General features: G+C 65.3%; 29 protein-coding genes and 1 pseudogene. 4 read left to right on the top strand and 26 right to left on the bottom strand.

What is annotated here, in order from left to right:
* The first annotated feature begins 16 nt into the window (after positions 1–16).
* Positions 17–244 carry a hypothetical protein gene (locus DQG17_RS02690; protein ID WP_116131207.1) on the top strand — a complete coding sequence of 76 codons (228 nt, stop codon included), beginning with the start codon at positions 17–19 and terminating at the stop codon, positions 242–244.
* A gap of 445 nt (positions 245–689) precedes the next feature.
* Positions 690–1655, top strand: coding sequence for a hypothetical protein (locus DQG17_RS02685; protein ID WP_116131205.1), 966 nt, complete (start codon positions 690–692; stop codon positions 1653–1655).
* Here the strand turns inward: DQG17_RS02685 and DQG17_RS21915 are convergent.
* The gene (locus DQG17_RS21915; RefSeq protein ID WP_232829303.1) at positions 1645–1956 is read right to left on the bottom strand and encodes a zinc-binding dehydrogenase; all 312 of its coding nucleotides are present in this window, start codon (positions 1954–1956) and stop codon (positions 1645–1647) included. The genes DQG17_RS02685 and DQG17_RS21915 overlap by 11 nt on opposite strands.
* Positions 1851–2488: pseudogene (locus tag DQG17_RS02680) on the bottom strand (alcohol dehydrogenase catalytic domain-containing protein). Before DQG17_RS02680 ends, DQG17_RS21915 begins: the two are co-directional and overlap by 106 nt.
* A gap of 276 nt (positions 2489–2764) precedes the next feature.
* Between DQG17_RS02680 and DQG17_RS02675 the strand changes: the two are divergent.
* The gene (locus DQG17_RS02675; protein ID WP_116131203.1) at positions 2765–4399 is read left to right on the top strand and encodes an NAD(P)/FAD-dependent oxidoreductase; all 1635 of its coding nucleotides are present in this window, start codon (positions 2765–2767) and stop codon (positions 4397–4399) included.
* 73 nt (positions 4400–4472) lie between these two features.
* Here DQG17_RS02675 and DQG17_RS02670 read toward each other — a convergent pair whose 3' ends face one another.
* From DQG17_RS02670 to DQG17_RS02560, 24 genes are all read right to left on the bottom strand, one after another.
* Positions 4473–5357: a helix-turn-helix domain-containing protein gene (locus DQG17_RS02670; RefSeq protein ID WP_116131201.1), complete on the bottom strand. Its 885-nt coding sequence runs from the start codon at positions 5355–5357 to the stop codon at positions 4473–4475.
* 71 nt (positions 5358–5428) lie between these two features.
* Positions 5429–6628 (bottom strand): serine hydrolase, encoded by a 1200-nt coding sequence (locus DQG17_RS02665; RefSeq protein ID WP_116131200.1) that lies wholly within the window; start codon positions 6626–6628, stop codon positions 5429–5431.
* A gap of 95 nt (positions 6629–6723) precedes the next feature.
* On the bottom strand, positions 6724–7692 hold the full coding sequence (locus DQG17_RS02660; protein WP_232829302.1) for an AraC family transcriptional regulator: 969 nt from the start codon (positions 7690–7692) through the stop codon (positions 6724–6726).
* Between the two features lie 270 nt (positions 7693–7962).
* Complete coding sequence (locus DQG17_RS21605) at positions 7963–8115, bottom strand: hypothetical protein (protein ID WP_157973498.1); 153 nt, start codon at positions 8113–8115, stop codon at positions 7963–7965.
* A complete protein-coding gene (locus DQG17_RS02655) occupies positions 8112–8480 on the bottom strand; it encodes a hypothetical protein (protein ID WP_116131198.1) in 369 nt (122 codons plus the stop codon). Before DQG17_RS02655 ends, DQG17_RS21605 begins: the two co-directional genes overlap by 4 nt.
* A gap of 8 nt (positions 8481–8488) precedes the next feature.
* Positions 8489–8995, bottom strand: a complete 507-nt coding sequence (locus DQG17_RS02650) for a phage major tail tube protein (protein ID WP_116131196.1) — start codon at positions 8993–8995, stop codon at positions 8489–8491.
* Positions 8996–9060: 65 nt separating this feature from the next.
* A complete protein-coding gene (locus DQG17_RS02645; RefSeq protein ID WP_116131194.1) occupies positions 9061–10227 on the bottom strand; it encodes a phage tail sheath subtilisin-like domain-containing protein in 1167 nt (388 codons plus the stop codon).
* Between the two features lie 84 nt (positions 10228–10311).
* Entirely contained in the window at positions 10312–10827 is a 516-nt protein-coding gene (locus tag DQG17_RS02640) for a hypothetical protein (RefSeq protein ID WP_116131192.1), read from the bottom strand.
* 1 nt (position 10828) lies between these two features.
* The gene (locus DQG17_RS02635) at positions 10829–11722 is read right to left on the bottom strand and encodes a phage tail protein (RefSeq protein WP_116131190.1); all 894 of its coding nucleotides are present in this window, start codon (positions 11720–11722) and stop codon (positions 10829–10831) included.
* An 8-nt stretch (positions 11723–11730) separates the two neighbouring features.
* Entirely contained in the window at positions 11731–12366 is a 636-nt protein-coding gene (locus DQG17_RS02630; RefSeq protein ID WP_116131188.1) for a phage tail protein I, read from the bottom strand.
* Positions 12359–13315, bottom strand: coding sequence for a baseplate J/gp47 family protein (locus DQG17_RS02625; RefSeq protein ID WP_116131186.1), 957 nt, complete (start codon positions 13313–13315; stop codon positions 12359–12361). The genes DQG17_RS02630 and DQG17_RS02625 overlap by 8 nt, the downstream gene beginning before the upstream one ends.
* Complete coding sequence (locus tag DQG17_RS02620) at positions 13312–13698, bottom strand: GPW/gp25 family protein (RefSeq protein ID WP_116131184.1); 387 nt, start codon at positions 13696–13698, stop codon at positions 13312–13314. Before DQG17_RS02620 ends, DQG17_RS02625 begins: the two co-directional genes overlap by 4 nt.
* A 5-nt stretch (positions 13699–13703) precedes the next feature.
* Positions 13704–13970: a hypothetical protein gene (locus tag DQG17_RS02615; protein ID WP_116131182.1), complete on the bottom strand. Its 267-nt coding sequence runs from the start codon at positions 13968–13970 to the stop codon at positions 13704–13706.
* A 13-nt stretch (positions 13971–13983) separates the two neighbouring features.
* Positions 13984–14271 (bottom strand): PAAR domain-containing protein, encoded by a 288-nt coding sequence (locus DQG17_RS02610; RefSeq protein ID WP_116131180.1) that lies wholly within the window; start codon positions 14269–14271, stop codon positions 13984–13986.
* Positions 14271–14741, bottom strand: a complete 471-nt coding sequence (locus tag DQG17_RS02605) for a phage baseplate assembly protein V (protein WP_116131178.1) — start codon at positions 14739–14741, stop codon at positions 14271–14273. The genes DQG17_RS02610 and DQG17_RS02605 overlap by 1 nt, the downstream gene beginning before the upstream one ends.
* A 1-nt stretch (position 14742) precedes the next feature.
* Complete coding sequence (locus tag DQG17_RS02600; RefSeq protein WP_116131177.1) at positions 14743–15513, bottom strand: hypothetical protein; 771 nt, start codon at positions 15511–15513, stop codon at positions 14743–14745.
* Entirely contained in the window at positions 15513–15869 is a 357-nt protein-coding gene (locus tag DQG17_RS02595) for a hypothetical protein (RefSeq protein ID WP_116131176.1), read from the bottom strand. Before DQG17_RS02595 ends, DQG17_RS02600 begins: the two co-directional genes overlap by 1 nt.
* 61 nt (positions 15870–15930) lie before the next feature.
* Positions 15931–16941, bottom strand: a complete 1011-nt coding sequence (locus DQG17_RS02590; RefSeq protein ID WP_232829301.1) for a major capsid protein — start codon at positions 16939–16941, stop codon at positions 15931–15933.
* Between the two features lie 8 nt (positions 16942–16949).
* Entirely contained in the window at positions 16950–17333 is a 384-nt protein-coding gene (locus DQG17_RS02585; RefSeq protein ID WP_232829300.1) for a head decoration protein, read from the bottom strand.
* A complete protein-coding gene (locus DQG17_RS02580) occupies positions 17333–17569 on the bottom strand; it encodes a hypothetical protein (RefSeq protein ID WP_157973497.1) in 237 nt (78 codons plus the stop codon). The genes DQG17_RS02585 and DQG17_RS02580 overlap by 1 nt, the downstream gene beginning before the upstream one ends.
* The gene (locus DQG17_RS02575; RefSeq protein WP_116131173.1) at positions 17566–18411 is read right to left on the bottom strand and encodes a head maturation protease, ClpP-related; all 846 of its coding nucleotides are present in this window, start codon (positions 18409–18411) and stop codon (positions 17566–17568) included. The genes DQG17_RS02580 and DQG17_RS02575 overlap by 4 nt, the downstream gene beginning before the upstream one ends.
* A 113-nt stretch (positions 18412–18524) precedes the next feature.
* Positions 18525–18791 carry a hypothetical protein gene (locus tag DQG17_RS02570; protein WP_116131172.1) on the bottom strand — a complete coding sequence of 89 codons (267 nt, stop codon included), beginning with the start codon at positions 18789–18791 and terminating at the stop codon, positions 18525–18527.
* Entirely contained in the window at positions 18788–20380 is a 1593-nt protein-coding gene (locus DQG17_RS02565) for a phage portal protein (RefSeq protein ID WP_116131171.1), read from the bottom strand. The genes DQG17_RS02570 and DQG17_RS02565 overlap by 4 nt, the downstream gene beginning before the upstream one ends.
* Positions 20381–20814: 434 nt before the next feature.
* A complete protein-coding gene (locus DQG17_RS02560) occupies positions 20815–21222 on the bottom strand; it encodes a helix-turn-helix domain-containing protein (RefSeq protein WP_116131170.1) in 408 nt (135 codons plus the stop codon).
* Positions 21223–21293: 71 nt separating this feature from the next.
* Between DQG17_RS02560 and DQG17_RS02555 the strand changes: the two genes are divergently transcribed.
* The gene (locus DQG17_RS02555) at positions 21294–22100 is read left to right on the top strand and encodes an NAD(P)H-binding protein (protein ID WP_157973496.1); all 807 of its coding nucleotides are present in this window, start codon (positions 21294–21296) and stop codon (positions 22098–22100) included.
* Positions 22101–22299: the final 199 nt, after the last annotated feature.

Below are 22299 nucleotides of genomic sequence, written 5' to 3'. Positions count from 1 at the left end.
GCCCCACATCAGATCGATGTGGAACCTCATCCTGTTCGTTTGTGTGTTGGCCATGCTGGCGACCGTCGCTGCCGCGGCTGTCGCGGGCTATGTCGCCTTCGGTGTGATTGGTGCCGTGGCCTTCGGTGTCATTGCCGCGGCCATCGTGCTGCGACTCGGCCGCGAGACCGAGCAACCGGGCGCCGCGCCACGCTTTGGCACCAACGCGTTTCAGCGCCATGCCGGGCGGCACGACAAGATCTAGTGTTCGCTACCTGAAAAGGCTCCCGTTCTGTCTCCGGGGGCCCTCGGTTGTTCGGACGACGGTCTAGGGGGCAGCTATGCGGACAAAGAAGACGTTCCCCGGGTCATCCCCAACTGACACAAACGGCCCTTAGCCGACCTTTCAAGTGCCTCGCGACTTCCGTTGCCACCAGCCCCGAAACAGACATTCGTCCAATCTGATTGATGCAGGCGCTTCTGGCACATGGTTCAGGCGGGCAGTGCAAATGGGCGACGAGCGCAGCAGATCGAAGAATCAGCCTTCAGCGTCTTTGGCAATGATCCATATGGCGCTCGATCCTCGATTTAATCTGGCCGTCAGTCACGTCCTCCGTGCTACGCGAGACACACCGATCGGAAATCGCCCAGGAGGTGTAAATTTTCTGGTGGGCTGCGTGAATATTGCTGATGCAGCTCTGGAGGAATAGATGAGCAAGTTCGCGAGAAATATGAAGATCGACGGTCTCCTCGAATGGGACAAAGCCAATCCCGGAAATGCGGTCAGAGCGCTGTTCGACCGATGGTGCCTGCCCGGACACGAGCCGGACGACCAGCGTATGCTCCGCTTGTGTGTGCGCAACGGCTACCTAAGTTTCTATGCGAGGGGCCAATCGGTCGCGAAATTGGATTGCAGCGAGTCCGGCGTCAGTGCCAAGATCGCGGTCGCCTATCTCAAAGGCGTGGAGAAGCCGCCGCATGGGACGGGTACCCTTGGCAGTCAAACCTTGTCGATGGAGATGCTTGCCAACCCTGAGACAGCCGAAAGGGTCGACATCTGGACTCGGACCGCCCTAACCTATGCCGGAGCTGAAAAGTCGTTTGTCGATGACCTGATGTCGCGACATCCGAATACGATCGATCTGGAGATGGCGCTTCCCAGCCACGGCTCGAAGATGGATCTCGTCATCGCACAAGAGGGAGACGGTGGTCTCGAGATCGCCTTCTGGGAGGTCAAAACCGCGGCGAACGGCGAACTTCGTTGCAGCGAGGGCGCTGCCAAGGTCGTTTCCCAAGTCAGGAAATACCAACACTGGGTGAACATCGACGGCAATGTCGAAGCGGTTCAGGCCGCCTGTCGCTCCACGGCGTCGATCCTGTTGCGTTTCTACCAGCACTTTATTCCTGCTCCCGAAGCCCGCCCCGAATGCGTGGCGATCTGGGAAAGGATTACCGATGCGGATCCCGGAATCCTGGCATCCCCAGGCGTCGTGATCGGTGACTATTTCCCGCAGGGTGCCGCCGATATGACGAAGCGAAGAAAGATCGAAAACGCTCACAAAAGCTTTGGTCCGCACCGCAAGAAGCTCGAAGACCTCGGTATAACGGTTCATCAGGTCTCTTCTCCGAACGAGGCGATCCTTCCGCGCCTTCGTGCCGCAGAGGTCACCACTTGAGTCCATCCCTGACGGTCCACCGGGGGACCAGCGAGATCGGCGGATCCTGCACCGAGATCGGTTCGGCCGCCGGCCAGCGGCTCGTGCTTGGCGTAGGCCGGCCGCTCAATGCCGGGCGCGATGATGACCTGACAGAGGTCGAAGGCCGTAGGGATCCCACGGCCTCCATTGCCACGTCCACCCCTACGCCGCCTGTCATGCCCATGATGGCCTCTGCAGCGTTGCCCTCGGAGGCATCGATGGTGTCGGTCGCGCCGAACTGCCGCGCCAGGGCGAGGCGCTTGCGGTCCGAGTCGACCATGATGATCCGCGCCGGCGAATAGAACCCGGCGGTCGGAAGCGCGGCCATGCCGACCGGCCCGGCCCGACGATGACGACCGTAGCGCCCGGCGACACCTTACCCGTCAGCACGCCAATCTCGAAGCCGGTTGGCAGGATGTCGGACAGCATGACGAGCGCCTCCTCGTCCATGCCCTCGGGGATGCGGTGCAGGCTGAAGTCGCCGTGCGGGATGCGCACGTATTCGGCCTGCGTGCCGTCGATCAGGTGGTCCAATTGCCAGCCACCACCGTCGAGGCAATGCGAATGCACCCCCTTGCGACAGTTCCCGCAGGAGCCGCAGGCGGTGATGCAGGCGATCAGCACGCGGCCGCCGGGCTTGAGGCCCCGGATATCCGCACCAACCTCTTCGACAACGCCGACGCCTTCGTGACCCGCGTGATGCCGGGGGCGAGGGTGGGCACCTCGCCCTTCAGGACGTGCAGGTCGGTGCCGCAGATCGTGGTCGCCGTGATCTTCACGATAACATCCGTGGCCGCCTTGATGGTGGGCATGGACTTGTCCACCAAGGCCTTTTCCCCGACGCCTTTGTAGAGGAATGCCTTCATTCATCCGTCCTCCCTTGATCGGTCGGAGCGGGCTAGGCAGGCGTCTTGAACGTTTGCAACGCCGGTTTTGAAGGCTTCGGACGGCCATCCGTTTCGTTCAAAGCGCGAGGGTGAAACGTTCAATACGCGATCATTCCCCCCGGCTAGGCTCGATCCTCAGCACCGGACCCGCGGCACGAGAGACCGCCCCCGCTGCGATGAAACCCGAAGGGAGAGAGAGAGATGACGCGCAAGATTGATGCACTCGTGATCGGTGCCGGCGTGGCGGGGCTGTACCAGCTTCACCAGCTGCGCGAGACGGGAATGGCGGTCCATGGGGTCGAGGCAGGCTCCGACGTTGGGGGGACCTGGTACTGGAACCGCTACCCGGGCGCCAAGTTCGACAGCGAAAGCTATATCTACCAGTACCTGTTCGACGAAACGCTTTACAAGGACTGGACCTGGTCCGAGCGCTTCCCGGCCCAGCCCGAGATCGAGCGCTGGATGCACTACGTGACCGACAGGCTGGACCTGCGCAAGGACATCACCTTTTCGTCCAAAGTGACAAAGGCCGTCTATGGCGAGGACACCGGGCGCTGGACGGTCGAGACCGACACCGGCGACACCTACGACACGCAATTCCTCATCGGCTGCACGGGCATGCTGTCCGCGCCGCTGACCGATCGCTTTGCGGGGCAGAACACGTTCAAGGGTCAGATCGTCCATACCGGGCGCTATCCGAAAAGCGGGCTCGATCTTGAAGGCAAGCGCGTGGGCGTGATCGGCATCGGCGCGACGGGCATTCAGGTGATCCAGACCATCGCGCCCGTCGTCGGATCCATGACCGTCTTCGTGCGCACGCCGCAATACGTGCTGCCCATGAAGAACCCCAAGTACGGGCCGAGCGAGGCCGCCGCCTACAAGGCGCGCTGGGACGAGCTTCGCGCCAACCTGCCGCACAGCTTCACCGGGTTCGAATACGATTTTGAGCACACCTGGGCCGACTGCACCCCGGAGCAGCGCCGCGCGATCCTCGAAGAGACCCATGCCGACGGGTCGTTGAAGCTCTGGCTGGCATCCTTTGCCGAGATGTTCTTCGATGAGGCGGTCTCCGAGGAGATCAGCCAGTTCGTGCGCGAGAAGATGGCGGCCCGTCTCAAGGACCCGAAGCTGATCGACGTCCTCGTGCCCAAGAAGAGTGACTACGGTTTCGGAACCCACCGCGTGCCGCTGGAGACGAACTACCTCGAAGTTTACCTGCGGGACAATGTCGAGGCCGTCTCCGTGAAGGACAACCCCATCGCAGAGATCGTCCCCGAGGGGGTCAGGCTGGAGGACGGCACCGTCTATCCGCTCGATGTGATCATCATGGCGGTGGGCTTCGACGCAGGCAGCGGCGCGCTGTCGCGGATCGATATTCGCGGGCGCGATGGCATGACGCTGAAAGGCGAGTGGGAGAAGGACATCCGCACCACTCTCGGCATGCAGAAGTACGGCTTCCCGAACCTCTTCATGACCGGCGCACCGCTCGCACCCTCCGCGGCGCTGTGCAACATGACAACCTGCCTGCAGCAGCAGACCGAGTGGATCACAAACTGCATCAAGGCCATGCGTGCCGAGGGGGCTTCGGTCATCCAACCCACGGCGGAAGGCGAAGACGCCTGGGTGAAGCATCACGACGAGACGGCGAATGCCACGCTGATCGCGAAGACGAACAGCTGGTACACCGGATCGAACGTGCCGGGCAAACCGCGCCGTGTCCTGTCCTATACGGGCGGCGTCGGGACCTACCGGGCGAAGTGTCAGGAGGTCGCCGACAACGGGTACAAAGGGTTTGCCATGTCCGGTTCGACCGAGATGGCGGAACCGGCGGAGTGAGCCTCAATGCGGCGGGTCGCGCTCCCCGACCCGCCGCGTCCCGGTGATGGACCCCGCCGTCGCTGCGGGCGGTCTATTGCGCCTGTCGTCGGAAGACGGCAGGCGTTTTGCCGGTCGCTGCGCGAAACATCCGCGTCAGATGCGCCTGGTCGGAAAAGCTGCAATCGAGGGCGATGGTCTTGATCGGCGCATCGGTCCGGGCCAACAGGTACCGCGCCCGCTCCAAGCGCCGTGCGGTGACAAAGGCATAGGGCGGTTTGCCGAAGCTGCTGCGGAACTGACGGGCGAACAGGCAGGGCGTTAGCCCCAACACATCCGCCATGATCTTCAGGTCGAGGCTGCTCGTGAGATGCGCGTCGATGAACTCGACGATCCGGCGTTTCTGCGCGGTGGACAGCGTCCCGCCCCTGCCGCGGGCGGGACTTTGGATATTAGCGTAACGCCGCAGCAGATGTACGACCAGCGCCCGCGCCACGCTGTCGACATAGAGCGCGCCGCCAAGGCCCTTGGTCTCGGCTTCGCGCGCGATCTGCTCCATGGCCTGGGTCATGACGGGGTCGTCCGTTCGCAGCACGTCGGCAAGCGCCACCTCCGTGACGGCGCAGTCCATCACCTCGCTCGCCACGTCCGCCACCAGTGCGCCGGACAGATAGACGTGCGTGACGTCGATGGGCTTATTCCAGGTCCAGTTCACACGCTGCGCCCGTGTCAACAGGGACGCGGATCCGGGGCCGATGGTTTCCCGCGTCCAGCGCCCGTCATAGCGCCGCTGCATCGGCGTAACCCCGCCGCGGTACCCGACAAGCATGAAGTCCTTCATGCCCGGTACGATCACATCCTGCCCCTCGTAGTGATACGACCGGCAGGCCACGCTTTTCCAACCGAGCCCATCGCTCGCCAGCAGGACCCGGCCCGGCACCCAATCCGGCAGTTCCTCGTAATTGATGAATTCGCTCATCACGCATCCTCCTCCCAAAGACATGCGGAAACGAAGACGGGGGTGGCAAGGCCACCCCCGTCGAAGGGCGATCAGCCGTTGTGGATCGCCTTGTAGACCGCGGTCTCGAAATCGAGGTAGCCGGTGAAGGAGGTCGGGTCGCCAAAGGGGAGGATCTGCGTCGCCCAGTATCCGCCCACACCCGTCGCGCGGTCGATCCAGTAAAAACTGTTGGCCAGTCCTGCCCAGCCGATGGCCCCCGCGGGCCGGCCTGTGGGGGCTTCCTCGCGGTTCACCATGAAGGTATAGGACCAGTCCTTGCCTAGACCGGGGAAGAATTCGGCGTCGTTCGACAGGGACGGGATCACGCCGGGCAACATAGTGACCTTCTGCGGCGGTACCAGCGCACCCTTCACGGCCCAGTCCACCGTCTCGGGCTTGAGCACGCGGCCCTTCGGGCCGTTGCCGTCGTTGAGCCACATGCGGATGAACTTCATGTACTCGGGGACCGTGCCATAAAGACCGTGCCCGCCCATGTCGACCTCCGGGTCGTCCGGCAGGGCGAAATCGTCCATCGGCGTCAGAGCGTTGTTCGCCCCGCGCGCGTGGATCGTCGCCGAGCGGTCCTTCATGGCATCCGTGCGGGTGAAGGCGATCTCGTCCATGGCCAGCGGGTCGAAGACGCGCTCGCGCATGACCGCGCCCAGCCGCTTGCCCCGGATGCCCTCGACGACCTGACCGACCCAGTCGATGTTGGTTCCGTATTCCCACTTGGTGCCCGGATCGAACAGCAGCGGCGTCTCGATGGCGGCGCGGGTGCCGCTCACGACGGAGGGCTGGCCATGCTCCTCCGCCATGCGCTTGTACATCTCGTTGAAGAAGTCATAGCCGAAGCCGCCCGTGTGCAGCATCAGTTGCCGGGTCGTAACATCCGATTTCGGCGCGCGCAGGCGCGGCCGGCCATCTGCGTCGAAGCCCTCTAGAACCTGCAGGTTGCCGATGGCGGGCGCGTAGTCCTTGGCTGGCGCGTCGAGGTCGAGCAGCCCTTCCTCCACGCATTGCAGCGCGCAGGTGCCGGTGATGGCCTTCGTGGTCGAGAAAATGGCAAAGACAGTGTCCTCGGTCATCGGCGTGCCGCCCACACGGCGCTCTCCCGCCGCACCGCTGTAGATGTCGCTCTCCCGGTCCGTGACCATGGCAACGACGCCCGGCACGCGGGCCGGTCCTTCGGTGACGCCGCGCAAGACGCTGTCCAGCGCCGTGGCAAGGTTTCCTGTGTGTATGTCCTTCATGGTGTCCTCCCTTGAATGGTGCATCGGATGATGCCCGTCCCGAGAAGGCCCTGCTGTCACTGATCGGCAGCCCCTGTCCTGAATCGGAAGCCGAATTACGCGCGTGAGGCGCGGGCGCGTGTTTGCGACGGCGTCTCGCCGAACCGTTCGCGGTAGCGCCCTGCCAATGCACCGAAATTGCTGAAGCCCCAGGCCGTCGCGATGGTGGTCACGGTCATTTCCTGCGTGAGGGTCTGGAGGTCGGCGCGGAACCCCTCCAGCCGCCGAGCCGCCAGGAACCCGCGCGGCGTCGTGCCCCGGAACGATTTGAAGCCGCCCGACAGGGTTCGCGCCGTGACCCCCACCCGCCGCGCGACGTCACCGATCGACGGCGCGTCTCGTGCCTCGGCCGTCATGATTTCCTCAGCGCGCCGCACGTATCCGGGCGCGGCACGGCGCGCGCCGGTTTCTAGCGAGATACCTGCCGCGCCTGCCCAGTGCCGCAGCAGTTCGACGCAGAGCAGCTCCTCGATGTGGCGGGCCAAGGCGGCATGGGCAGATCCTCCGCCCGCCTTCACAAGCGCTCTGGCCGCGTAATCGAGCAGCGCCAGCCAGGCCGAATCCGGCCCCCCGAACTTGACCCGCCTGGTCCATAAACCGTCATCCGGAACGAACCCGAACCAGCGTTCCGCCGTGTCGGCCATGACCTCGTGCGGTATGGTCAGGTTCAGTTGCATATGGTTGGGATCGCCTTCCAGCCAGTAATCCGTGCGCGAGCAATCCACAACGAAGCTTTCCCCCGCGCCCGTGGCAACGGATCCGCCATCGACCTGATGCTCCAGAGCGCCTTGCAGGGTGTTGAGCACAAGGATGTTTCCGGCCTGCGGATCGAACCGGTCGAGATGAATTCCCGTACCGTAGGAAAACCGCGTCATCGTCAGACGCCCGGCACGGGCGCTGATCATCGTGGCGTCCGGACGTGACAGCTTCACCAGGGGCCGGACCCGGAAGGGCATGTAGACCGATTGGCAGAAGGCCTCGACCTCATCCCAATCCGCAGACCGCGTTGTGCCCTCGTGGCGCACCCGCTGCCCCACGGCATCCCGCAAAAGAGCATTGTGCAACAAAACCCCGCTCCTCCTCGCGATCTTGGTGTAAAAGACACGATAGCATAGTTTCTGGGTGCGCCCACCTCTCAAACTTCCTGCGGAAATGCCTGTCGGCCCGAGCGTTTCTTCGCGGCAATTTATCAAAATGGTCCGCTTCCGGCGTATCCCTGCCGTTCGTGTCCAGCGCAGCGAACGACCGGAAACCGCTCACCGGGACTCCTGCGTCAGATGGCGAACCCTAGGCCATCAGGCCGGCACGGGTCTCATGGCCAGGATCTCTTGCGCGACCTTCAGCCAGTCCCGGAACTCCGACATCGGCAGATCGAGAACCTCGTTCAGCGGGGTGCTGAGGGCATGCGCGACCAGACCGCACGCCCTGCGCAGATCATGAGGCGTCACGCCGCCGCGGGATCCTCCGGGCCAGTCTGCTCCGGGCCATAGTACGCCTCGACTGCCGCCAGCGCCTCGGCCCGTGTCAGGCGGTCGAGTTGCAGCATGTCGGATTCAACGCCGACACTTGCGTAATAGGGCTCCAGCACCTCGCGCCGGACCCTGTCCATGTCGCTGTCGCGCAGATCGAGGATCGTATCCTTCGGCGCGCCCGCCATGCCGGCCAGCAGCGCGACCATCTGGTCGTAAAGCGTGTCGAGCTGCTGCACCTCGATATTCACGCGCAGCGTCGGTTCGTCGAAGACCAAGTGATCGACGACCGCGCCGTCGCGGGTCAGGGGCCGCTTCAGGGCAACCTTGATCGGATAGTTCATGTTGGCCCTCACACCATCAGCGCCGCGCGAATGCTCTCGCGCTGGCTTTCGCCGTTCACCGAATAGTCGAAATCGTCGATCTCCCAGATCTCGGCGCCGTCGATCTCGAACCGGGCATAGTTCTGGGTGATCTTGTATTCGCCCTCGGATTTCTGGCCCGGCGCCCAGGTCTCGTCGCTCGGGTCGATCAGCCGGCCGCGGCTGGTGTAGACGGCCTGGTGCACCGTGCCGTCCTCGTCGACCAGGGCGCCCGCGAACATGAAGGTGTTTTCGGTGCCGGGCTTGCCGGTCATCAGGCCCTGGGTGTGCGGATCGACGCCAGTCATCTTGACCGAGAGGTCGCTCAGCTCGTAGCCCATCGCGACCGTCCGCTCCTTGATCATCCCGCCATTGCGGAACTTCTCGGTGATCTCGCGCGGCTTGGCGATGGTCATCTCGGGGACCTGGCCGAGCTTTGAATCGTTGTCGAGCCACGCGGTGCAATCGCGCAGCACATAGGCGAGTGTGGTCTTCATCTGCCGTCTCCTGTCATGGCGATGCCGCCCGGCCAGTGTCGGCCGGGCAGAGGGTCAGGCCGCGCTCAGGCGGCGGCAGCGGCCTCGCGCACGAGGTCGAGGTAATAGTCGATGTCGCGATAGGCGATGAAGCGGATGTCCTCCATCGGAGCCGGCGGCTCGAACTTGATCGACAGGGTGATCTTGCCATCGGCCATCTGCGTCGGATCGTTCCGGGTCGCATCGAACCAGCACTTGCCGCCGATGATCGCCCCTTCGTTCTTGTAGTTCCACAGCGCGGAATTGGCGCTGGCGACCATCAGCCGGATGTTGGCGGCGCTGAACGGCCGGTCGACGAACTCGAGGAAGGCATCGCGGATCGCGCCGTTGATGAAGTCCATCGTGCGCCGGACCGAGAAGAACGCGGTCAGGCTTGCCGCCCCGCAGCCGCGGTTGCCCCAGGTGACATAGCCCGCCCCATGGTTGACGATGGTCGCGACCTCGTTTTCGTTCAGCAGATCGGCCTGAATGCCGCCGACCGGCGTGTCGGCGCCCATGATGCCGTTGATCGGCTTGTTCGATTCCGAAACCCAGAAGCCCCTGGTGCGATCGACATGGGCCATGACGCCGGCAAAATAGGGCGAGGTCGGCTTTTGCACCGCAAGGCTCGTCCCGGTGTCCCAGACCCGCACCGTGCCGGGCCAGAGCAACTTGATCCGCTCGGACGCGATATTGGCGCGGAACGCGATGGCGTCGGTCGCAATGGCGGAGGGCGCATCCATCAAGGCGACGGCCTCCAGATCCTGCAGGATCGCCGGCAGTTCGGCCAGCACGGCGGTATTGTCGGCCGTGGTGAAGCCCGGCGCGATGATGATCCGCGGCTGCACGCCAAGGAGTTCCCTGGCGAGCTTCAGCGCATGCAGCCCGGTGCCGCCGATCGAGGTGCCGACGATGGCGCTGATCGTCTCTGCGGTGTCGGCACCCTCCTCGACCCGCACCACGACGACATTGGTCGCGCCCTGATCGAAGATCGCCTCGATGGCGTCAAAGAGCGTGCCAGTCGCACCAAGGCTTTGGGCAAGCGTCGCATCGCCCGGCAGCAACACCGGCGTGTTTGCCGGAAAGTCCGTCTCATCCGCGTCCGGCGCAGTCCCGACCAGTCCGATGACCGACGAATCCGCGGTGCGCACCAGCACCGGGGTTTCGGCAGACTCCTCCAGCCGGGTGCCGTGATGGAACCCCGTGAATGCCATGATTGTCTCCTGCTTTGGGTGTGGTCCCGGTCCCCCGGGAAAGCTCGGCCTGCCCTGTCAGATCGGCAAGATCGGGCAGATCGGTCAGGCCGCGGGCATCGTTCCGAGGACGCCGTCATAGAGATCGTCGATCCAAGGATCGTCGACGCCGGTCGCGGCCGAGAACAGCGTCGCGGTGTCTTCGTCGCCGCGCACGAAGCGGGTCGCATATTCCCAGATCACCGCGGCCGGATCGTCGGCGGGCAGCGTTGCGACATGGCGCTGGACGAGGTCGAGCAGATTGCCGGCCTCGGGGAAGGCTGCGGCGAGCGGCGCCATCTCGGCAATGTCTGCACAGGCACGCAGGGCAAGCCGCAGCTGCACGGAAGACAGCTCGGCCGTGGTCCGCCAGCGCGCCAGCCGTTCGTCGTATGGATCGACGACTGGATCTTCGAGCACCGGAACGCCGCCCGCCCCGGCGACGATCCGTTGGCCCTGCGCAATCCCGGCCAGCAGCCCCCTGTAGGCGGCATCCTCGATATCGACCGCGTCCGAGGGGATATTCTTGCCGTGCACCTCGCGCTTGTAGAAGCCGCCCGTCGATGGCGCATACATCATCATGTCAGTGTCCTATCGCGATGATGCGCCAGCTGTTTACCGCAGGTGCCGGCTGTGCGCGTTTGAGGGAAAAAATCGTCCGGTACGTATCGATACCGACGATGTCGTCAGACAGGGCCACCGTTCCGGTGGAGCGTGTCGAGACCGCCTGAAGGGCGGCAATCGGAAACTCGATCGGCCAGGGGGCCGTGACCGTGCTCTGCGATTCCGTGAATGTGACGGAACACCATTGTATCACCAGCCCACCAAGCCAGGCCGGTGCAACGAGGAAGCCATTTGCCCCCCAGAACACCGAGAAGCCGGCCTTCACGGCCAGTGCGGCAAGCGCGTTATAAAGCCTGCCCGGCGACACCGCCTTCGCCGTTACAACCCCGGCATCGGCCTCGGCCTGCGTCGCAAAATCGACCGCGAGCGTCCGGTTCTGCGCGAGGCTGCCACCGCCGGTCAGGCCGGAGCCGGTGTCGACCAGGCGCTCGACCGGCACATAGGCGTCCGAGGACGGCACCACGATCACCAGATTGTCGAGATCCGAGAAGACGACGTTCATCCGCAGAACGACGGTCGCCAGATCGACGGGCTTGTAGACCGGCGTGTCATAGCAGGCGATCGCGAACAACTCGCCGTCGGCATCGAAGAGCCCCGCCTCGCGAATGGTAAACGGCCCCTCGCCCGCGGTCAGTTCGATCTCGAAGAACGTCGTGTCGGTATGGCCCGGCACAACGCCCTGCGCCTGCACCGCCTTGCGGCCAGTCTCGTTGGCAAGCGCCGTTTCCGCCCCCGACATCGGCGGAACGCCACTGCCCCAGGCGATCTCCGAGATCGCCAGCTCGGTGCCGTTTGCCAGTGCCGCCGCCTCCTTGTTGCGGCCGACATCCGTGATCAGTGCAGTCCAACCCATGTGCTCTCCTATGACCCTATGGTCGCGATCATCCTGACGATCGACACGACCGTGTGCCCCCGCGCGATCTCGACGACCGGCGCGGGTTCGATTCTGGTATTTGCGACCGTCCGGATGATCGCCGATGGCCAGGCGGCCCGGCGGGCGGGGGCATCGACGCGCACCCCGATGGCCAGATCCCAGCCCCGCGAGACCGGGGCCGCCGAGGCCAGCACCTGGCGCATCGCGCGCACCACGGGTCCGTTGACCTCGAGCTCGGCCTCGCCCGTCGTCGGGCTGCCCGCCACGGCGAGAACGCGATAGGTCGCCGGCACGCCGCTGCCGCCCTCCTGCCACCACTCGACCAGCTCGACCTCGACCCCGAAGACCGACATCGCCGTCTTCACCGCATGCGGCGGGCCCTTGTAGCGATGCACCTCGGCCGACACCGCGATCACATTGCGCTTGACGTCCTCGGGCCAGCCGTCGTCCCACATGTCGACGCTGTTCTCCCAGGCAAGGAAGTCGAGCAGCGAGGCCGGAACAGCCCACGGATCCTTGGTGACCATCTCGACCGGCAGCGCCAGCAGCCGCTCCTCGAGCAGGTCCATGGCCTTCGCAAGCCCGGTCGCGGTCTGCGGCAGCATCGGGATGCCGTCAGACATTCCACCAGCCTCCGGTGATCGCGGTGACCGTCAGCGCGATGTCGGTGCAATGCGGCGCCTCATAGGGCCCGATCGGGACGTCCTCCGGGGGCTCGGTGACGATCACGTCGACCACGCCATCGACCTTCAGGGCCGCGGCCAGCGTCGTGCGGTAGAGCTTGCGTCCGATCGCCAGCCGCTTTGACACGAAGGCCGCGACCGATGCCTGCGCCGCGGCAAGCACGATTGCCGCGGCTTCGGCACTCGTTACCTGCAGCTCGGCCTCGATCCGATAGGCGACAGGCGTCGCCGAGAGCACGGTCACCTTGTCGGCAACCGGCCGGCGCTTGTCCGGGATCAGGTTGGCATGGACCGCGTCGATCAGATCGGGGGGCGCCGATCCGTCGCCCTCGCGCGACAGGATGACGATCTCGGCATTGCCCGGCACGATGGCGGGCGTCACCTCGTGGTTCGGGCCATAGGCCGCCACGTCGCGCACCCGGTCGTCGGCATCGAGCGCCCAATAGACATAGGAGCCCTCGGTGCCGTGCGGCGAGTAGGATTCGATGACGAGCTGGATCCGCGCCCGGAACTCGTCATCGTCCTCGAGGACCGGATTGTCGGGATCGCTGTCGTCGAGGATCTTCCTGACGACGCCGCGATTGGCGCCGATCTGGTCGAGATCGCCCTCCCTGGCGCTTGCCAGAAAGATCGCGCGCACCGCCTCGTTCAGCCGGTTGGTCAGATAGATCTCGCGCGCCGCGGCGGCCTCGTTCAGATAGCGCATCGGGCTTGCCGCGATATTGCGCGCCAGCGCCATGATCTCGGCGACTTTGGTTGCGGTGAACCGCTCGGCCAGCCGCTGTTCAAGTTCGTCGAGGCGGGCTGCGAGCATCGCGTCGAAACTCAGGACCTCGATCGCCGTCATCTGCGGCAGCGTCGAGAGGTCGAGGGCGGCATAGCGGCTCATGCGTCACTCCATGATTTGACGGACCCCTCCGCCAGCGACACGGTGATCGACCCGTCGCTGGCGCGCGTCGTGTCGCCCAGGTGCCCGCGCGGCAGATAGCTGCCGTGGAGGCGGATCTCGGCCACCCCGTCGGCCGAGATCGCAAGCCCGACGTCGCTCAGATCGAACCGCGGCTCCCAGGTGTCGATTGCCTCGGCCACGGCGACATAGAGCGCCATAGTCCCGGCATCGTTCGCCGGGGCGTCGATCATCTGCGGCACGTCCGATCCGAAGTCGCGGCGAAACACCCGCGTCTCGAGCCGGGTCGCCAGCAGCGTCCGGATCGACTGCACGACATGCGGCCATCCTTCGACGGTGCCGCCGGTCTCGTCGTTCAGATCCACGATGCTCAGTCGCCGCTGTCGATCACGACCACGGGCGTGGCGTCGACAAGCGTCAGAGCGCCCAGCATCTGCATGTATTTGGCCTCGACCGGCAGCAGGTCGATCTCGTCGTCGATGGCGCGCAGCTTGCCCGCGATAGGGCGTGCCTCGTTGACGCGATAGCGCTGCGTTCCAGGCCGTTCGGTCACGGCCTTCGGTCCGGTGGCGGTCGCGGCCTTCGCCGTCTTTGCGGCCGTCTTCCGGGCCGAGACCGTGGTGTTCACCTTGATCATCTGTCTCTCCTGATTACCCGGCAAAGACGTTGCCGGAGCCTGTTGCAACTTTCGATCCGCAGGCGACCGCGTCGCCGACCCGCCCGCCCCCCTTGCCGTTGGCGAATACCGTCGATGACCCGCCGGCCAGCGCACTGGCGTGGCATTGCCCCGGCGGATTGCAATGCACCGCCCAGCCATCGCCATTGCGATGCACCGGGATGCCGTTGACGAAGACATCGCCACTGCCGCCGACCGATGCTCGTGCCGGCCAGTCCGCATGGCCTGTCCCCATGTCGCCGCGTCGCGTGACGGCGGGCATCAGTTCAGATCAATCCGCGGGGCAACGGCGACGATGCCCGCATCCGTGATCCGGAGCGCACTGGCGCCGACCTCGAACACGATCTCGTTGCCGCCGCCTGTCACCGCGATACGCGCCGCCCCGACCTGCAGGATCACATACTCGTTTCCCGCCGAGGCCGGACGCGCATTGGCCTCCGAATTGACCGATCCCTGCACCGTCGCGTCGGTCAGATCCCCCGATTCAGACCGCACCCGAACCTGTTGCCCGACCGATGGCGGGATATGGGTTTTGGCGGCGCCGGCGGCCGATTCCTCCCACGGAATCCAGCCGGTGATCAGGGGCGTGCCGCCGCCGGTGATCCGGACCCGGACCCGGCCGTCGGCTGCATTGATCGCGGTGATCACGCCGGTGCGGGTCAACCCGCGCTGCCGGCGCTCAAGCTCGCCGATGCGGCGGCGCATGTCGTCGAGAAGCGAGGCGAGATCCATGTCAGTCCGCTCCTGTCTCCAGCGCCGCGTCCGTCACCGCGACATCGCGGCCAACGCCGCCGAACTCATAGACGCCCATCGCCTCGACATTCCGAACCGGGGCGCCAAGCAGCCGCTCGACCTGCGGATAGAGTGCTGGCTCATGCTCCCCGAGCATCATCGCGAAGAGCGCCGCGTTGGGATGCTCTGCCGCCAGCATCAGTGCCAGCAACCGCCGCCAGGGGCTCGCCGGCGGCAGATCCTGCCCGAGGATCGGATCGGGCAGCGCCTCGACCGAGATCCGCAATTGTCCCGCCGCCAGCCGCAGCCGTTCAGCCCCGGAACTCGACCGTGCCTGCGACTTGCCGCGGATCTGGCCGAGCTCGAGGAATACCTGCGCCCAGGGGTTGCCGGGATCGCTCAGGACCCGCCAGATCTGGCAGGCCAGAATATCGAGGATCAGCTCGAGGCTGGCGTCGGTCGCGGGCAGCCCCTCGACGATCTCGCTCCGCCCGGTCTCGCGATCGGCGACAGCCATCGCCGCCGAAACGCCGGTGTTGAACACGACCTCGACCACCCCGTTGCCGCGCAGCCGTGTTGTGGCGTCCAACGTGTGATCGGCGGCATCGGTATAGACCGCGATGAACGGCTGCTTTCTATCCGTCGTCACGCGGCCGTCCGGCCCCAGATCGAGCGGCGCGATCTCGCTGTCGAGAACATTGTCCCCGACCAGCGTTGCGCCGCGCAGCGCCTCGACGGCCGCCGTGCGCAAGGCCCACATCGCCAGCGACATCAGATATCTCCAAGCCTGCAGATCAGGCGCAAATGACTTCTGGCATCGACGGACATCACCTCGAACATCGGCTGACCGGCCCGCGCCAGGGCAGCGATGCGGTCGCCTTGCCGGATGTCGAGATCGGCAAAGACCTCGCGATCGATCCGCAACTCGCCGCCGTCGGCCCATTGATCGGTGCGCCGTTGCCGACCCGCACCCGTCGCCGCGCGCTCCCCGCTGCGCAAGGTCGCCGCGATCTCGCGCGGGCTGCGGCCGGTGTCCGGCACGCCCGCCGCCATCGGCAGATGGCGCAGCGGTTCGGCGAACACCTCGTCGACCGCCCCTCGCAGCAGTCCCGCGAGATCCTCGATCATGTCGAGCCTCCTGTTCCTTCGACTGTCCCCGGCGCCGCGGCGCCGGGGCAGTCAGCCAACGTCAGCCGATGGTCAGATGGCGCAGCGCCGCCGGCCGCGTGCAGATCGACAGGCTGTTCGATTGCGCCTCGAGGTTGCGCCCCTTGCCGTTCGGCATCGGGTATTGGCGCATGTAGCGCGGCAGCGCGATGGTGTTCACCGTCTCCTCGTAATCGGCCGGCCCGAAGATCGTCATGAAGAGACCCGGCACACCGACCGGAACGATCCGCGCCGAGTCGGGCGCGATGAAATCGACCGCGCCCGCCTGCGCCCTCGCGCTCTTGCCGGTGCGATACCGCTCCCAGACGACGCCGCCGAAGGTGAAGGTATCGGGGGCGCCATTGCGCAGCGTGGCCGCGTCCGACCAGCCGATGAAGGTCTCGCGCACTTCCTTCTGATCCCAGAGCGCGGCATGAAACTCGGGCCCGCAATAGGCGTGCAGACCGCTGTAGGTGGCGTCGAGATCGTCCTCGAGCGGGAGGATCACCTCGGCCTTGAGGGCCGAGGCAAGGCCCGCCACATCGGCATCGATCCCGATCGCCACAGGCGCCGGTGCCGCAAGACCGAAGCGCGCGTAAAGGTCATGCAGCACCTTGCCGGACTTCGAGGTCACAAGCCCCTTGATGGCGCCGACGCGCTGATGCTCGAGCGTGGCGTCGAGCGAGCGCGCATAGCGGTCCATGCGGCTGTCGATGCGGGCCTGCAGCGTTTCCAGCTGGTTGACGCTGCCGAGCATCTTCACGCCCTGCACCTCTTCGGCAAAGATCGCGTCATCTATCTGGAAGTGGTGCATCTCGAACGGAACCAGCTCGCGGTCATCGCCACCGAAGGTCTCGCCCGGGCCGCCGCGCGGCGACGGTTCGACCAGGTTCAGGAACTTGCCCTCGCGCTCGATCTTGACGGTGGTCACCGCCTGGAAATCCTCCTCGAAGATCCCCGAGGCGCTGATCTGCCCGGGGGCATAGGGCCGTTCGTTCAGCGCCGCCGTCAGGGCGATGACGCTGAAGCTCAGGTCGTTGAATTGTTCCATCATGGGCCCTTTCAGCGCACGCGGATGCCGACGGCATCGAGTTCTGCCGCCTTCGCGGCGATCCTGGTCGTGTCATCGACCGATGCGTCATGGATCAGGCAAGCGGCCTTCACGACGGCATCGCGGTCCACGACGGTCACATCGACATCGGCGCCGGTCGCGTCGACGCCATAGGCGAGGATGGCGAGCGCAACCTCGGCCCCCTCGATCCCGGCGGTCTCGGCCGCGGGGCTTGCGGTGAACTTGCCGCTCGCCGCAATCTTGCCGAGCACGGTTCCCGCATCGAGCACGCCCGCGCCGCTCGCGATCGTCGCGACAGCCCGGCTGCGGTTGCCGTTCGCTTCCGACAGCAGGAAGGCCAGCGCCCGCGGCGCCATGGTCTCATTGGTCAGCATCACTTGCCCTCCATCGCGGCACGGCGGCTCGCCCGGATCTTGTTGTGGTTAATCGCGGCCGCGGGCTTCGCGCCGCCGCCGGCCGGGGCCGGCTCGGCCAGCGCGGCCGTCCGGCTCTGCCGATAGGTCTCGGGCGTCGGCGTCTCGACCGACGGATCCTTGGGCGCGCTTGCGGTGCCCGCCGGCAGATCCGCCGCCGCCTTCGCCAGAAGGCTTTCGGCCGCCGCGGCGGTCATCGCCGTTTCGAAGGCCAGATGTGCAGAGAGGCCCGGCAGCATCTTTGCGTTGTCCGATCCGAGGATCGCCTTGATCCGGCCGCGTTCATCCGAAGCGGTCGGCACGAGCGCCGCCGCCCCGGACCCCGGCACAGCGTCGTTGTCCGCCTCGGGGCGGGGGTGGTCTTTGTCATCGTTGTCTCCTGTGTCTGACGGTTGGATCGTGCGGGCGCGCTGGCCCCCTGGCGCCCGGGCCCGCCTGCCCAGCGTTTGGTGTCGGCCAGGGCGACCAGCCGCTCCGGCGCATGTGCATAGGCGCGGTAATTGAAGGCTGCGGCCTCGATCGCGTCGGTCGCGTCGGTCGCCGTGGCAAAGCCGCGTTCGACCGCTTCCGGGCCGGTCAGCCACAACTCGCCCTTCATCTCGGACCGGATCGCCGCCGCATCGCCGCCGGTGACATCGGCATAGATCCCGGCCATCAGGTTGCCCAACTTGTCGAGAACGGCGGCGGCCCTGACATGATCGGCCTCGGTCCCGTCGACCCAGCCCGCCGGGTCATGGATCATCATCAGCGCTCCGCTGCGCATGGTGATCGTGTCGCCGGCCATGGCGATGATGCTGGCGGAACTCACCGCTGCGCCATCGATCGACACCGCAACCTTGCCGCGGTGCGCCTGCAGCGCGTTGTAGATCGCGATCCCCTCGTCGGCGATGCCGCCGCCCGAGTTGATCCTGACCGTCACGTCGGTATCGCGGCCAAGCTCGGCCAGCGCCTCGAGCACCTCGCGCGCCGTGAACCCGTCCCAACAGGCGTCCCCGACGTATCCGTAGAGCACCAGCTCTCCGTCGACCAAAACCGGCATGCAAATCTCCTGTCTGATGTGCGCGCGCACGCGCTGCCGCCTGCGGGCTCTGCCCGGGCGTCCGAAGGTTCCCCTGTTCGGAAATGTCCGCGGGCGCCGCGGGCGCCCCTGCCTCAGCTGAACCTGACCTTCATGGCATAGCGCCGCCGCCGCCCGCCCGAGGCGCGCGCGCAGGCGTCCTCGTACTGCGCAATCATCTTCGCCAACCTTGCATCGTCTGCCCGGTTGAACGTGACCTCCTCGTCGTCGAGCCGCACGGTCTGTGCCACAGCGCCCGTGCCCAACCGCAGCTGCAGCTTCCGCAGCGCGGTCACCACATCGCAGGGGGCATTGATATCGACACTATCGGTGCCGATCCTGACCGTTGTCGTCACGCTCATGGTGCCACCATCTCGATCTGTTGCGACCCACCGGCGGTCGCGTCATAGGGCGATGCCATCCCGGCCTCGACATAGCGCCGATGCTCCTGCTGGCGCTGCTCGAAGAGCGTATCGGCATCGGTGCCAAGATCGCCGGTCTCGATCTCGATCGAGGATGTGCCGTTGCGCAGCCGCTCGCTCGCGGCCTGGGCCGTTTTCTTGTCGTCAGCGGTCGGCCGCGGCGGGCCTTGCCATTGCGCCCGCGTGATCGCGGCGCGATGCGCCCTGAAGGCCGCGTAGCCGCCGCGCAGCGGAATGCGCCCCTCGCCGATTTCCTCGTCGAGCCAGTTGGCATAGATCGGCTGGCAGATCGGCGCCGCGACCCGCTCGCGCCGCCGCATCACCACCGGCCAGATCGACGCCACATCCATCCGCACGCTCGAATAGGTCGCGTCCGAGTTGTTCATGGTGAAGGCGCCATAGGTGATGCCGATCGCACGCGCGACCTCGCGGTCCATCGACGAGCGGAACGGCAGGTACTCGGGCCCCGGAACGCTCGCCCCCTTCAGCGACAGGTCCTCGCCCGGGCCAAGGTGGCTGACCTGCGGATCGGCCCCGACGCTGATCCGGCTGCTCGCGGCGGCATCGAGCTTCGATCCCATATAGGCCACGAACTCTTCCGACAGCGCCCGGCCCTTGTCGCCGCTGTCGCTCAGCGCCTGCAGCGCCTCGAAGGCATCCTGGCTTGGCGCATCCGAGGTCAGCGTGATCGCGAATATCGTCTGCAGGATCGCCATCTGCAGCGTTGAATCGTCCAGGATCTCCGCCTGAAGATACTTGCGGAACGCCGACACCAGCTGGCTGATCCCGCGCACATCGTCGGCATCGACCGGATCGAAGACATGCACGACCGCCGGCCTTGCATCTGAATCAAACGCGGCAAAGTCCTTCACCGACCGGACGCCGCGGTCCCAGACCTCGAAGCGGTAGGACAGGCGCCGGCCGATCTCGTCGTGGCGCACCCCCTGGAACAGCCGCTCGGAATAATTGGTGTCCTGCACCAGCCGCGAGGGCGTGATCATCCTGACCTTGGTGCCGGTCTCGATCCCGTATCTGCGGCGCTGCGCGGTGCCGAAGAAATCGAACATCGCCAGCGCCTCGCCATAGGCGATGTTCCAGCGCAGCGAGATATCGACCATCTGGGCGACCGTCAGCCGCCCGCGCGCATCGCATTCCTCAGGGGTCCGCGACCAGCGCTCCCACCGCTGGCGCACATTGCGGATCCACTCGGCGGCCTGTTCCCTGCTGTAGCCGAGGGCCGCCAGATCCGGCATCGGCGTCAGGGTCAGGCCGACGCCGACGGTGTCGGCCATCACCTGGTCGACCGCCCCCTTCAGCTGGCCCGAGTTCTGGATCATGTCGAGCGCCAGCGTCGAGGTCCGCGACCACACCCGGCGGATCTCGTCCCGGCTCGGAACAAGGCTCGCCGCCCGCGAGGCGATCACACCCGAGCGGGTGTCGCGCAGATACTGCGCCCGCGGCCGGGGCGCTGGCGCCGCTGCGCGCAGCGGCCGTCCGTCCGGCCCGAGCAGGTTCGTCTGGTACGCCATCGAAGTCTCCGTAAACGTGATGCCGGCGCAGGTCTTCGAGCTGCCCGATCATCGCGACGACGTCCCCCAAGGACATCGCTGTGGCTGTGGCTGCGGCGTCCGAGGCCCCCAGCATCAGGCAGAGGGCAGATGTGCGGACGAAGCTGCCATCCCTCGGATGTCGGCTTCGCTCAAGGGACAGAAACGGTGGATTCCGCCGGTGACAAAAACGGATGAGTTTTGACCGTTGAGCGCGGCATAGCGGACCTTCACCGATGGGCTGGCCACTGTCCGCAGTGCGGACGGAACGGACTTTCGCCTAACCCATGAGAAGGTTGCCTTTCGGGCATGCAGAATCATAGCAAATGCTTGAACGAAGAGGCCCGGGCTGACTTCAGGCAAGATGCATCCGAAAAGGTCTTAGATGAAATATGCCCGTGTAAAATCGGAACTTATCACTTTGGTCTGTGCTCATCGAAGTCGATTTGAGCGGCTTCTATCGCTGATTTGGCTTGCGCACTCCAGCTAACCAGTGCCGCAACCTGCGAAGCAAAGGAACGACCGAGAAACGATAATTCGTAGGTGACGGTGGGTGGGATGGTCGGTGTGACGTGGCGCAAGACATGACCGTCTCGCTCGAGTCGCCGCAAGGTCAGGGTCATCATGCGCTGCGAGATGCCGACTAGTGACCTCTCCAACTCGCGATACCGCTGCGGACCCGCAGATAGCTCGGCCAAGGTCATGACGGTCCATTTTTCCCCCAAACGGTCGAGAACCAGCCCGAGACCGCAATCCACATGATCGGTGGATCCACAGGGCGTCAGAGCAGTATCATCGCGAACATCTGTGTGCGTGACGGACATGTTTGTGCCTTCTTATGCAGGAACCGCGACCTCCCTATGTTATTGGCGAACGTCGTAGGAAAGGAAGTTCAATGATACTCGTGACCGGGGCCTCGGGCCAGCTTGCATCAACACTGGTTGCAGCGGCAAGATCGGTCGACCTTGCGGTCATTACCGCCAGTCGATCTCCGGATGCCGACCGGCAGATGGATTTCGACAGCCCAGAAACGCTCGATTTCAGCGGGATCGAGACGCTGTTCCTGACCTCGGCAGGCTACGCCGAAGATGACGTCGTGATGCGCCGTCATGGTGCGGTAGTAGCCGCAGCGCGCGATCAAGGGGTCAGGCATATCGTCTACTCTAGCCTGAGTTGCCACAGCGATCATCTGGGCTTCGCACTGGCCCATCGCTGGACAGAGCGTGCCATAAAGGACAGCGGCTTGGCGTGGACCATCCTCCGCAACGGCCTCTACGCGGAACTGATTGGCAGCTTGGCCGTCTCCCGAGATGCTCGCATTACCGCTCCGTTCGGGCAGGGTCGTATCTCTACCGTAGCCCGGGCGGATCTGGCAGAGGCGGCTCTTGCGGTACTGAAGTCGCCCGCGTCTCACGCCGGACGTTGCTATGAGCTCTCGGGCGAATCCGCATTTGCCGTAAGCGACATCGCGCAATCTCTCGGCGTCTCCTATGCGCCACTGTCCTTCGCCGCAGAGCGGGAAAGGTTGTCGCACCTGCCCTTGCTGGCATTTCAGGCGCCCATGCTAATGTCGATATACGCCGCGGCGGCAGGTGGGTTTCTGTACGCCGACAAAACTGACCTGAAGGATCTTGTCTCTCAACCTCGGGACGCATTCTTAATTGCATGTGCCATCGCTCAGGGGGCGGTCCAGACCATTTAGGGCAGAATGAACCGAGCAAATTTAGCCATCGCTACTGAGAGAACACAGTCGGCCAATGTCAAAGAAGAGCTCGGACCCGGCATTCGCCGCGCGGGTCACGAATGGCCGCTGTCGGGCACCCCCCCTTCCCAGAACCTATGCGCCAAAAACGGTCGAAATAGCCGGTCACAGAGACGCTTGAGCTCTGGCCGCTGAGCGC

The organism is Tropicimonas sp. IMCC34043, from assembly GCF_003390845.1.
GTDB lineage: Bacteria > Pseudomonadota > Alphaproteobacteria > Rhodobacterales > Rhodobacteraceae > Tropicimonas.
This window is presented reverse-complemented; position numbering and strand designations above follow the sequence as displayed.